The 12,160-nt window shown below is 60.8% G+C and carries 6 protein-coding genes; 4 read left to right on the top strand and 2 right to left on the bottom strand.

The features are described 5' to 3' along the window. Positions 1 to 34 precede the first annotated feature (34 nt). The 3 genes from hemN to Q1A06_RS07105 all read left to right on the top strand — a co-directional run bounded on the left by hemN (position 35) and on the right by Q1A06_RS07105 (position 7,609). Positions 35 to 1,390: an oxygen-independent coproporphyrinogen III oxidase gene (gene hemN, locus Q1A06_RS07115; RefSeq protein ID WP_299560779.1), complete on the top strand. Its 1,356-nt coding sequence runs from the start codon at positions 35 to 37 to the stop codon at positions 1,388 to 1,390. 265 nt (positions 1,391 to 1,655) lie between these two features. Then, positions 1,656 to 3,461: an autotransporter assembly complex family protein gene (locus Q1A06_RS07110; RefSeq protein WP_299560776.1), complete on the top strand. Its 1,806-nt coding sequence runs from the start codon at positions 1,656 to 1,658 to the stop codon at positions 3,459 to 3,461. Next, a complete protein-coding gene (locus Q1A06_RS07105) occupies positions 3,461 to 7,609 on the top strand; it encodes a translocation/assembly module TamB domain-containing protein (RefSeq protein ID WP_299560773.1) in 4,149 nt (1,382 codons plus the stop codon). The genes Q1A06_RS07110 and Q1A06_RS07105 overlap by 1 nt, the downstream gene beginning before the upstream one ends. On the opposite strand, the gene Q1A06_RS07100 is transcribed toward Q1A06_RS07105, so the two are convergent. Then, on the bottom strand, positions 7,603 to 8,133 hold the full coding sequence (locus Q1A06_RS07100) for a flavin reductase family protein (RefSeq protein ID WP_299560770.1): 531 nt from the start codon (positions 8,131 to 8,133) through the stop codon (positions 7,603 to 7,605). The genes Q1A06_RS07105 and Q1A06_RS07100 overlap by 7 nt on opposite strands. Before the next feature lie 311 nt (positions 8,134 to 8,444). Then, entirely contained in the window at positions 8,445 to 10,397 is a 1,953-nt protein-coding gene (gene acs / locus Q1A06_RS07095; protein ID WP_299560767.1) for an acetate--CoA ligase, read from the bottom strand. 651 nt (positions 10,398 to 11,048) lie between these two features. Between acs and Q1A06_RS07090 the strand changes: the two genes are divergently transcribed. Then, positions 11,049 to 12,065 carry a C4-dicarboxylate TRAP transporter substrate-binding protein gene (locus Q1A06_RS07090; protein WP_299560764.1) on the top strand — a complete coding sequence of 339 codons (1,017 nt, stop codon included), beginning with the start codon at positions 11,049 to 11,051 and terminating at the stop codon, positions 12,063 to 12,065. The last annotated feature ends 95 nt before the right edge of the window (positions 12,066 to 12,160 follow it).

The raw sequence follows: 12,160 nt of genomic DNA, 5'->3' as shown, positions 1-12,160 counted from the left end.
GTTGGGGGCGTTTGATTCGACCATACCGTCTAACATGGAAAAGATCGACCGACTTCGCCATTACGGCCTATTTGACGCACAGGTGCCGCGCTACACCAGTTATCCGCCCGCGAACCACTTCGCGCCGGACGCGGGGCAGGTGCAGCAACTGAACTGGTTGCGCGCTGTCCCGGGCGCCGCCGTGGTGTCGATCTACATCCATATTCCGTTCTGCCGGCGGCTGTGCTGGTTCTGTGCCTGCCGGACGCAAGGCACCAAGACACGCAGGCCCGTGGATGATTACGTCGATGTGTTGCGCAAGGAAATTGCAAGCGTCCGCGCCACGCTGCCTGCAGGCATCAGGATGGGGCGTCTGCATTTGGGTGGCGGCACTCCGACGATCCTGTCTGCGCGGACGATGCAGCGCCTGCTCGAAACCCTCTTTGCCAATTTCAAACCAGCGGAGACACTTGAATTCTCCGTCGAGATCGACCCGACGGACGCTTCGGACAGCGTACTGAAGACGCTGCTTGCGTTCGGCATGAACCGTGCCAGCATCGGCGTGCAGGACTTCACCCAAAAGGTTCAGGCTGCGATCGGGCGCGCGCAATCGCTTGAACAGACGCGGCGGGTCGTCGACATCGTGCGCGGCGCCGGGATCGGGGGCGTGAACTTTGATCTGCTCTACGGGTTGCCGCATCAAACCACCGAGAGCTTTGCGCAAACGCTTCGGCACGTCGGCGATCTGCGCCCCGACCGGCTGGCGATCTACGGCTATGCCCATGTGCCGTGGATATCAAAACGTCAAATGCTGATCCGCACCGAGGATCTGCCGGACAACGAGGCCCGGCTGGGCCTTGCCGAGATGACGCGCGACGTGCTGTGCGATCGCGGCTACGAGGCGATCGGCATCGATCATTTTGCAATGCCAGACGATCCGCTCGCCATCGCCGCACGTGAAGGGCGGCTGCGGCGGAATTTCCAGGGATATACCGACGACCGCTGCGCTGCCCTCATTGGGCTGGGCGCGTCGTCGATTTCGCGGTTCCCGCACGGCTACGTCCAGAACCAACCGGCGACATCCACCTATCTACGGCGGATCGAAACAACCGGCTTGGCGGGGCGCAGGGGCTATGTAATGACGGATCACGATCAACTCGTCGCGATGATGATCGAGGATCTGATGTGTCGTTTCGCCTTTCGCGAGGATGCGCTGCGCGAGAAATTCCCGAAAAGCGAAGCATTGATCAGACGGACGGCGGTTTCGCTGATGTCGCGGTTCCCGGATGTCTTTTTCATCTCCAGAGGCGGGCTGAAGATGCAGCCTGAGTTTCGCCAGCTGGTCCGCATCGTGGCCAGCTTTATCGACGGCTTCGCGCAGGCAGGGTCAAGCCACTCCTCTGCGATTTGAGAACCGTACCCGGGTCGGCTTGCCCATCCAGCGCCTCTGGACGCGCATGTCAGACCACCAGCCAGGACCAGCGCGAAATAATTTTCCGCGCGGTGGCATTTTGGTGTGCCAAAGGCACGTTTCACACTAGGTACCTCAGAATGTGGTTTGCGAAGTTGTGGAATTAGTCGATACTACGCAAAAATTGGGTGTCGAAGTCGCAGGTTTGAAGAGTGCGCGCGCAAGCGGACCGGACCCGGTGGCGGTATTTGAGGGTATGGGTATAATGCGTATAGCGCAGTTCGGGTCGAAGCAGTGGATTGCAGCGACGGCTTTGGTTTGTTTTGCCGCGTTTTCGGCTCATGCGGCAGACGTCAGTTTGACAGGAGTGTCGGACGAAGATCTAGAATCCGAACTGCGCGGCGGCTCTCTGTTGATCGAACAGACCCTGCTTGAAGACAATCCACCCTCTACGGCAGAAGTTCTCGCGGCAGCACAGGCCGACTATAAACGCCTGCTCGCCGTGCTTTACGACAACGGCTATTTCAGCGGCGCAATCAGCATTCGCGTAGATGGACGCGAGGCAGCGGATATACCTCCCGTGCAACCCCCCGGCACAATCGGCACGGTCCGCATCACGGTCGAAGAGGGTCCGAAATTCCGGTTTGGGCGTGCGCAAATCGGCCCGCTCGCACAGGGGACCGAGCTTCCCGATGGGTTTGCCGTCGGTGAAACCGCCAGTCTGGGCGTTTTGAAGACGACGGTTTCGGCGGGTGTGGACGGTTGGCGCGGTCAGGGCCATGCCAAGGCCGCTTTGGCTGCGCAAGATCTGGTCGCCGACCACCCTGACCGGGAAATCCGCGCCGATCTGGTATTGGCGCCCGGCCCGCGTCTGAGGTTCGGAACCCTTTCTATCGAGGGCGAAAGCGACGTGCGCCGGCAGCGCATACTCGACATTGCGGGACTGCCCGTGGAGGAGGTTTTTTCACCGGAGGAAATTCGGCTGGCAACGGAGCGTTTGCGACGCACCGGCGCGTTCAGCGCCGTCTCGCTCAGCGAAGCGGACGTGATCGGACCGAATGACACCCTGCCCATCACAGCTCAGGTCGTGGATGCACCGAAGCGGCGTCTTGGTTTCGGTGCGGAATTGTCGACGCAGGAGGGTTTAACCGTAAGCGCGTACTGGTTGCATCGCAATTTGCTGGGCGGTGCCGAACGCCTGCGGTTTGATGCCGAGGTGAGCGGGATCGGTGGCGATACGGGAGGCACCGATTATCGCCTTGCCGTCCGCTTTGAACGACCCGCCACCTTTAACGAAGACACCGATTTCTATGCCCTCGCAGAGATCGAGGAACTTAACGAAGTGTCCTATTTCTCTCGCCAATTGGATCTCGAAGCCGGTATCAAGCGGATCGCATCGACGGAACGGACATACACCCTTGGGGTCGGCTTCCGCCGCGGCTTGACGCGGGACGTGTTCGGCGAGAACCGCTATACCTTGCTGACCCTGCCGCTCAGCGCCCAGTTCGATTACCGTGACAACAGGCTGAATGCACTCAATGGTTACTATCTCAATGCCGACGTGACGCCGTTCGTGGCGATTTCGGGCGCGGACAACGGTGTGCGGTCCTATGTGGATGCGCGCGGTTACAAGACACTCGGTACCGAACGGCCGGTCACATTCGCACTGCGCGGTCAGCTCGGCTCGGTCTACGGACCCAGCCTCGACGAGGCACCGGCGGACTACCTGTTCTACTCTGGCGGCGGGGGTACCGTGCGCGGCCAGCCTTACCAGACGCTCGGGGTGCCGATTGGCGATGAAACCATCGGCGGGCGGTCCTTTGTCGGGCTTTCGGCCGAGGTGCGCGTCGGCGTTACCGACAGCATCGGTCTGGTGGCCTTTGCCGACGCAGGATATGTTGGCGAAGAAGAGTTCTATAACGGCGACGGCACGTGGCATTCGGGGGCCGGTCTGGGCCTGCGCTACAACACCGGGATCGGCCCCATCCGCCTTGATGTAGCGGTGCCGACATCGGGCCCGGAAACGGGCGAGGATTTCCAAGTTTATATCGGTATCGGGCAGTCATTCTAATGCGTATCTTGCGGTTCTTTCTTCTGGCGCTCGCGCTGATCTCCACCCCCGCTTTCGCCCAGGAAGACGACAAGGGCTTTCTGACCCGCAAGATCCAGGAACTGCTCAGCGGAGCAGGGCGGGACGTGAACCTGGAGGGATTTCGCGGTGCGCTTTCGTCGCAGGCCTCATTCGATCGAATGACGATTGCCGATGCCGAGGGCATCTGGCTCACACTCGAGGACGTAGTACTCGACTGGAACCGGTCCGCATTGTTGCGTGGCCGCCTTGAGGTGGAAGAGTTGAGCGCGGCCCGCATCGACATTCCGCGACTCCCCAAGAGCGAGGAGGCGGCGCTGCCCGACCCCGAAGCCGAACCCTTCACCCTTCCTCAATTGCCCGAGCTGCCGGTATCCATCGACATCCAACGGATCAACATCGCGCAGGCCGACCTTGGCGCGGCTTTGACGGGCGAAGCGGTTCAGTTGCAGTTGACCGCTCGGGCATTGCTGAACGACGATGGCCTCGATCTTGATTTCGAGGCTAGCCGCACTGACGGGAAACGCGGCAGTTTTGATATCACCGCAACGCTGGACCGGGACGCCGAAACGCTTGACGCTATGATCAGCCTGAGCGAGGAGGAAGCGGGTATCGCTTCTGTCCTGCTCAACATTCCCGGCAATCCTTCGATCGATCTGACGATTGCCGCAGACGGTCCTCTGAACAATCTTGTCACCGATATCGAGATCGACACCGACGGAGATGAACGTCTGGCTGGGCAGGTGACGCTAATTACCCAAGGCGACGAGAACGACCCGGATCGCCGGATCGTCGCCGATATCGGTGGCGACATCACCGCCGTGATCTTGCCGGAATATCGTGATTTCTTCGGACCATCCGTTACGTTGAAGGCAGATGCGCTGATCGAAGCGGGCGGCGCGGTGGAGGTCAATGACCTGTCGCTCAGCGCGGCGGCGGTCGATCTGTCCGGGCGTCTGCGGTTGTCCGAAGAAAAATGGCCGGCGTTCATCGACATCGAAGGAACGGTGGCCAGTGCCGACGGTGCACCGGTCCTCGTGCCCGGCGCAGGTGGCGAAACCACCGTTGATCGGGTTGTTCTGAATGTCGATTTTGATGCGGCGCAGGGCGACACCTACGAAGCCGTGTTCGACATCGCCGGTCTGAAGACCACCGAAGCGGACATCGCGGAGGCGACCTTGCGCTCGACGGGAACGATCACCGGTGCCCAAGGTAGCATCGGCCAGTTGCGCGGCACGGTGAACTTTGCGCTTCAGGGCCTCGCGGTGAGCGATCCGGCGCTTGCCGAAGCGGTGGGGCAGAACATCGAAGGAAGTACCGAAATCAACTTCGTGGAAGGTCAGCCTTTTCGCATTTCCAATCTCGATCTTGCGGGGACGGAATACGGGTTGCGCGGCTCAGTCGCGATCAGCGGCGTTGGCGCGGGTCTGGAAACCGACCTTGACGCAACCCTGACGGCATCCGATCTTGGCCGATTTTCCGCGCTGGCAGGGCGCGAGCTTGATGGAGAGGCGTCTCTGGCGCTCAAAGGCAAGGCTACACCGTTGAGCGGCGCGTTCGATCTGCAGGCCAGCGGTACGGCGACCGATATCAAGACAGGTATCGCACAGGCCGACACGCTGCTCGAGGGCCGCACGGATCTGTCGCTGATGGCGGTGCGCAACACCAATGGCACCTTCCTGCGCGACCTGGAGCTGAACAATGCAAGCCTGCGCTTTACCGGTGCGGCTGAGTTGATGAGTGAGAACAGCAGCGTCACGGCGGACGTGATCCTGCGTGATATCTCGCAGATCGTACCGCAGTATGAGGGAGAAGTCACCGTTTCGGGCCGTGCCGTGCAGGATGCAGCAGGATGGCGCGTTGATGTCGACGCGAACGGCCCCTACGCATCGACGATATCGGTGGAGGGCCTTGCCACCGGTCCGGACGCCGAAATCAGCTTCTCCGCGCGGGTGCCGGATCTGGAGCCTTTCGCAGAGCAGGTCGAAGGATCGTTGAACGCGCAGGGCACGTTGCGCCAGACCCCGCAGGGGTGGCTCTTGCAAACCGATGCCCTGGGTCCGTTCGAGGCCACAGCGGACATCAACGGGCTCGTGACGCCACAGGTCGACGTGCGTTTTGATCTGAATATTCCCGAACTCAGTGTGGTAACACCGCAGGTTTCCGGGCCTCTGGATCTTTCCGGGCGGTTGCGCCAGACCGAAAGCGGTTTCGAGATCGATACCGACGCCAGCGGACCCTACAACGCGACGGCCACGGTCCAGGGGGCGCTTACCCCCGCACTGGACGTGAATTTCGACGTGTCGGTGCCGAATTTGCAACCCATTGTGCCGCAGGTCAACGGCGCGTTGCGCGCGACGGGGCAGCTGCGCCAGACCGACAAAGGGTTCTTCATCGTTACCGAGGCCAGCGGCCCGTACGGCGCACGCGCGCTTGTCGAAGGGCTGGCAACCGGGCCGGATATGTCGTTGACCTTTGACGTATCGGTGCCGAACGTCGCGCCACTGGTTTCGGGTGTCAGCGGACCGCTTGCCGCGACGGGAACGGTTCAACAAACCCCGCAGGGCATTTCGGTCGACACGAATGCCACCGGTCCCTACAGCACGCGCGCCTCCGCGCGCGGGGTGGTGACCGGGCCGGACGCCGCCGTCGATTTCACGGTAGCCATGCCCAACCTCGGTGCCGTCGTGCCGGGCCTGAACGGCCCGTTGAACGTCGATGGATCCGCCAACAAGACACAGCAGGGATGGCGTCTGGATACCACTGCGCGCGGGCCATCCGGCACACAGGCCACAGTTGCCGGTCTTGTCGGCAATGACGGCAATCTGGACATCGACGTCAATGGCAATGCACCACTGGGGCTGGCGGGCCCGTTCATCGCCCCGCGCAGTCTGCAGGGGCAGGCGTCCTTTGATCTGAGCGTGAATGGGCCTGCGTCCCTCGGCTCCGTCACCGGCACGATCCAAACGACCAACGCCACGCTGAGCGCGCCGAACCTGCGTGTCGGCATCGAGGGCATTGCAGCAAACGTGCGTCTGGCCGACAGCCGCGCGACCCTGGATATCACCGGCAACGCTTCGGGTGGCGGGCAGGTTTCAATTCAGGGCGGGGTCGGTCTGACCGGTGCGTTTCCCGCCGATATAGACATCCGCTTGCAACAGGTCGAATTAACGGATCCGCGTCTCTACACCACGACGGTCGACGCGGCCCTTCAGGTCGTGGGTCCGCTTACGGGCGGGGCGCGTATCACCGGTGAGGTAAACGTCGGCGAAACGACGGTCAACGTCCCCTCAACCGGACTGACGAGCATCGGTGACATTCCTCCGATCCAACATATTCGTCCGCCAAGCGATGCAGTCGCCACGCGCCGCAAGGCGGGGTTGATCGGTGCGCAGGACGGTACCGACCCGGTTGAGCGTGGATCCAGCGGTTCGGGCTTTGGCATCGACGTTACGGTCAATGCGCCGGGTCGCATATTCGTGCGTGGCCGCGGTCTGGATGCGGAATTGGGTGGCACCCTGCGCCTGACCGGCACGACCAATGATATCATCTCGGCGGGCCGGTTCGAGCTTTTGCGCGGACGCCTAGACATTCTCGGCAAGCGGTTCAATCTTGTCGAAGGTTCCGCGACATTCCAGGGGGATTTCGTCCCCTACATCCGGTTCGTCTCGACCACCTCTACATCCACCGGGGAGGTCAGCGTGATTGTTTCCGGTCCCGCCGATGCACCTGAGGTGACTTTCGAAAGCACACCGTCCGCGCCGCAGGACGAAGTGCTGGCGCAGTTGCTCTTTGGTCGCAACATCTCGGAAATCTCGGCGTTTCAGGCGCTGCAACTGGCCAATGCCGTTGCCACGCTTGCAGGACGCGGAGGTACCGGCCTGGTGGGCAACCTGCGCAACCAGTTCGGTCTCGACGATCTGGACGTGACGACCACGGACAGCGGCGAGACGGCGTTGCGGATCGGCAAATATCTCAGCGAGAACATCTACACCGACGTGACCGCCGCCTCTGACGGCACCGGAGAAGTGTCCCTGAACCTTGACATCACACCAAACCTGAAAGGCAAGGCGACGCTGGGGTCGGACGGTAATTCGGGCTTGGGGGTCTTCTTCGAAAAGGACTATTGATCCGCGCGAAACCGGCCAAACCGACCTCGGTCGAACATCAATCCATCCCGCTGTGTGCTGTGCACGGCGGCTTGGGTGACTTTTCCAACGATGATCGAATGATCGCCGGCAGGATAAATGGCATGCGTGTCACAGTGGAATGTCGCGAGGCAGCCGCGCATCGTCGGAGCACCGTTTGGTCCGGCGACCCAATCATGTTCATCAAATCCATCACCGCGCAGGGCAAAATGGTTGGCAATATCAATCTGGTCGGATCCAAGGATGTGGATGCAAAACTGCGTGGCTTCTGCGAAGATGTCGTGGCGCTTTGAACTGCATGCCGCCGACCACAGCACAAGCGCGGGATCAAGCGAAACGGACGAGAACGAGTTCGCCGTCATGCCCAGCGGGCCGACCGCAGTCTGGGTCGTCACAAGCGTGACACCGGTGCCGAACTGGCCGAACGCCCGGCGCAGGTCGTCCGTGTTGTCGGTGTCTGGGATAAAGCTTGGCAATTCTGTCTCCATGAGGCCGAGCGGTGCCATGCACCGCGGTGTTTGTCCAGAGCGCCGCAGGCCATAAACGGAGGCTTGTGCCGTGGTCGCCACGCGCGTGACGTGAGATAGCGCGCACGCGCAAAAAGAAAGTGGCTATCCGAAAGGAGAGACCGACGACGCGCGGGCAACCCCTACCCGGCGGCGCTATCGCGGAGTATTCGCCTCTGCGTGGTTGAGCGATAGGTCTGCATGGCGCAGATAGAATGGCGCCGGAGTGCGCGCGAAACCGGAAAAGGGTGTCGCCAAGCAACAAAGGGCGCTCCAGACGGAGCGCCCTTTGTTGCCATAATTTGACTGCTTCAGCGGTTCATGCGGTTGTCGATCAGATCATCCACGACGGCAGGTTCCGCAAGTGTCGAAGTATCCCCGAGTGTGCCGTAATCGTTCTCCGCAATTTTGCGCAGAATACGGCGCATGATCTTGCCAGAGCGCGTCTTGGGCAGGCCGGGTGACCACTGGATCAGATCGGGAGAGGCGATCGGTCCGATTTCAGTACGCACCCAGTCGCGCAGCTCCTTGCGCAGCTCTTCGGTCGGCTCCTCACCGCTCATCAGCGTGACATAGCAATAGATGCCCTGTCCCTTGATCTCGTGCGGGTATCCGACCACAGCCGCTTCGGCGACCTTTGCATGCGCGACCAGCGCGCTTTCGACCTCGGCAGTGCCCATGCGGTGGCCCGATACGTTGATCACATCGTCCACGCGTCCCGTGATCCAGTAGTCGCCGTCCGCATCGCGTTTGCAGCCGTCGCCGGTGAAGTAATAGCCGGGATAATCGGAAAAATAGGTTTTTTCGAACCGCTCGTGATCGCCCCAGACGGTGCGCATCTGTCCGGGCCAGCTGTCGGCAATGCACAGCACGCCTTCGACGGGGTTACCCTCCAGCACTTCGGCGCTGGTTGGTTCCAGCACGACAGGCTCGATGCCAAAGAACGGCTTCATCGCCGATCCCGGTTTGGTCGCATGCGCGCCGGGCAGGGGGGTCATCAGGTGCCCGCCGGTTTCCGTCTGCCACCAGGTATCCACGATCGGGCAGCGGCCGCCACCGACAACGTCGTTATACCAGTTCCACGCTTCGGGATTGATCGGCTCGCCGACCGTGCCCAAAAGACGCACCGAAGACAAATCGCATCCCGTTACGAAATCATTGCCCTGACCCATGAGGGCACGGATCGCCGTTGGCGCAGTGTAGAACTGCGTCACCTTGTGTTTTTCGCAAACCTGCCAGAAGCGCGAGGCGTCGGGATAGGTCGGCACGCCTTCGAACATCAGCGTCGTCGCCCCATTCGCAAGTGGGCCGTAGACAATATAGCTGTGGCCTGTGACCCAACCGACGTCCGCCGTGCACCAGTAGATATCGCCTTCGTGATAATCAAAGGTGATTTCATGGGTCATCGCCGCGAAGACGAGGTAGCCGCCGGTGCTGTGAACGACGCCCTTGGGTTGTCCGGTGGAGCCTGAAGTATAGAGAATGAACAACGGATCTTCGGCATTCATCGCTTCGGGCGCGCAGTCGCCCGACGCCTCTTTTGCCAGCGCGTTATAGTCGTAATCGCGGCCTTCGGTCCATGTGGTCTGGCCGCCGGTCCGCTTTACCACAAGGCATTTTACCTTGTCGCTGCAATGCAGAAGGGCCTGATCGGCGTTCGTCTTGAGAGGTGTCGCCCTCCCCCCGCGCGGCGCGTGGTCGGCGGTGATTACGACCTTCGCATCACAACCGTTAACCCGCGCTGCCAACGCATCGGGGGAGAAGCCCGCGAAAACGATCGAATGAATCGCACCGATCCGCGCACAGGCCAGCATCGCAAAGGCCGCTTCGGGGATCATCGGCATATAGATAATGACGCGGTCGCCCTTGCCGACACCGAGATCCTTGAGGATGTTTGCCATCTTGCAGGTACCGGCGTGCAGATCCTTGTATGTGATGTGCTGCGCGGCCTCATCGGGATTGTCGGGTTCCCAGATAATCGCTGTCTGGTCGCCGCGCGCCTCAAGGTGCCGGTCGATACAATTGGCCGATACGTTCAATTCTCCGTCGGCGTACCAGTTGATGTTGACGTTGCCCAAGGTGAAATCGACGTCCTTGACCTGGCTGAACGGCTTCATCCAGTCGACGCGTGCGCCTTGCTCTTTCCAGAACGCCACCGGATCCTTGATCGACGCGTCATACATCGCGTCATATCGGGCGGCGTCCACATGGGCGCGTGCGACCGTCTCGTCACTGGGCGGATAGGTTTTGGCGGTGTCTGACATCGGGTGGGTCTCCTCCATGAGCGGTCTAGCGTCTTAAAATTGCGCGACTTGACCGGAATTCACGGCAGTTTACGAATTTCCGCTACGGAAGGGAACATTCAACGCCCGTTCTGGCCCCGCCTTCTGTAAAGATATTTCCCGCAAACCTGTGATATTTGTAAATTATGACCGCGCCGGTCTTATTGCGGGGCGGGTCGAGTGGGTCAGAATCCCACCATCTGCCCCGCATTTGCCTGTACGCAGTGCAGCGATGCGCGACCCGCCGCCACCGCCGCAAAGAGCGCCAACGATGCGCACCTGTGCGTGACCCGCTTTGACGTTGCACCCGGCATTAGGCCGGATGGCACAGGCATGCGATAAATTACGCCGTCACGAGGCTGAAACCCTCCGTCATGCTGATTGAACATTCCAATGGCGTGATAAAGCGCGCTGAGATCGCCCCCAGACCACCCATAACCGCAAAAACGTCCTGCGTTACAACGTGGTGAATGTGGCGGACACCGGGATACAATTCGGCATGATGGAGATCAAGCGTCGCAAGGTTGACCTCTTGTATAGCGGTTCGGGGCAAAAAAGCTTGGCACCCCGATACCTGCGCGTTAGCGTTATCGGCAAGCGCCCGGAGGATGGCGCGCATAACGGGAGAAATCAATGTCCAAATACCTGAGCGGTGCAGCTGTCTGCGCCCTGAGCCTTGCATTTGTAACCGAGGCCGCCGCGACCGAATGGAATGCGTCCGTCTGGGGCAAACGCCGCGCCTTTACAGAGCATGTCGAAAAAATCGCAGAATTGGTGTCGGAAAAAACCGACGGCGAATTCACCATTAACGTCAGCTACGGTGGTCTGTCCAAGAACACCGAAAATCTCGATGGTATTTCAATCGGTGCCTTCGAGATGGCGCAATTCTGTGCGGGCTACCACGCCGACAAGAACCGAGTGATCACCGTTCTTGAACTGCCGTTCATGGGCGTTGAGAACCTCGAACAGGAAGTCGCGGTATCTCGCGCGATCTATGCGCACCCCGCTGCCGCCGAGGAAATGGCCCAGTGGAATGCCAAGCTGCTGATGACGTCGCCCATGCCACAGTACAACATCGTAGGCACCGGCGAACCGCGTGACGAGCTTGCTGAATTCGAGGGCATGCGGGTACGGGCCACAGGTGGCATCGGCAATGCGTTCGAATCGGTGGGCGCGGTGCCAACCTCCGTGACATCTTCCGAAGCGTTCCAGGCGATGGAGTCGGGAGTCGTCGATACAGTCGCCTTCGCGCAACACGCGCACCTTTCGTTCGGCACCATCAACGAGGCCGACTGGTGGACCGCCAACCTGAACCCCGGCACGGTGAATTGCCCCATTGTCGTGAACCTCGACGCCTACGAAAGCCTGTCGGATTCCGAGCGTGAAGCGCTCGACGGGTCCGTCGATGAAGCGATCGATCATTATCTCGCAAACTATGGCGAATTGCTAAAGCGCTGGGATACCGTGCTCGAAGAGAAGGGCGTCGAGAAGGTTACGATCTCTCCCGAAGTCATCGAGGAATTCCGCGTGACGGCAGGTGAGCCGATCCAGAAAAAGTGGATCGCGGACATGGAAGCGCAAGGGATTCCGGGTCAGGAGTTGTATGACCTGATGGTCAAGACGCTCGCCGACGCGAAAAGCGGCAGCTGATCCCGGGTGCGGCGGGGGACACTCCCTGCCAGACGCGGATCCAAAGAGAGGTGCGTGGAGGCCCACGCACCTTTTCACACACATAAAAAGAGGGG

This window comes from uncultured Sulfitobacter sp. (assembly GCF_947497275.1).
In the GTDB taxonomy this organism is placed as follows: Bacteria; Pseudomonadota; Alphaproteobacteria; order Rhodobacterales; family Rhodobacteraceae; genus Sulfitobacter.
The sequence above is the reverse complement of the archived record's forward strand: the minus strand, read 5'-3'. Positions and strand labels throughout refer to the sequence as shown.

Excerpts from the sequence above, each read along its gene's own strand:
- hemN (WP_299560779.1), top strand. The coding sequence starts at position 35 with ATGGAAAAGATCGACCGACTTCGCCATTACGGCCTATTTGACGCACAG.
- Q1A06_RS07110 (WP_299560776.1), top strand. The coding sequence starts at position 1,656 with ATGCGTATAGCGCAGTTCGGGTCGAAGCAGTGGATTGCAGCGACGGCT.
- Q1A06_RS07105 (WP_299560773.1), top strand. The coding sequence starts at position 3,461 with ATGCGTATCTTGCGGTTCTTTCTTCTGGCGCTCGCGCTGATCTCCACC.
- Q1A06_RS07100 (WP_299560770.1), bottom strand. The coding sequence starts at position 8,133 with ATGGCACCGCTCGGCCTCATGGAGACAGAATTGCCAAGCTTTATCCCA.
- acs (WP_299560767.1), bottom strand. The coding sequence starts at position 10,397 with ATGTCAGACACCGCCAAAACCTATCCGCCCAGTGACGAGACGGTCGCA.
- Q1A06_RS07090 (WP_299560764.1), top strand. The coding sequence starts at position 11,049 with ATGTCCAAATACCTGAGCGGTGCAGCTGTCTGCGCCCTGAGCCTTGCA.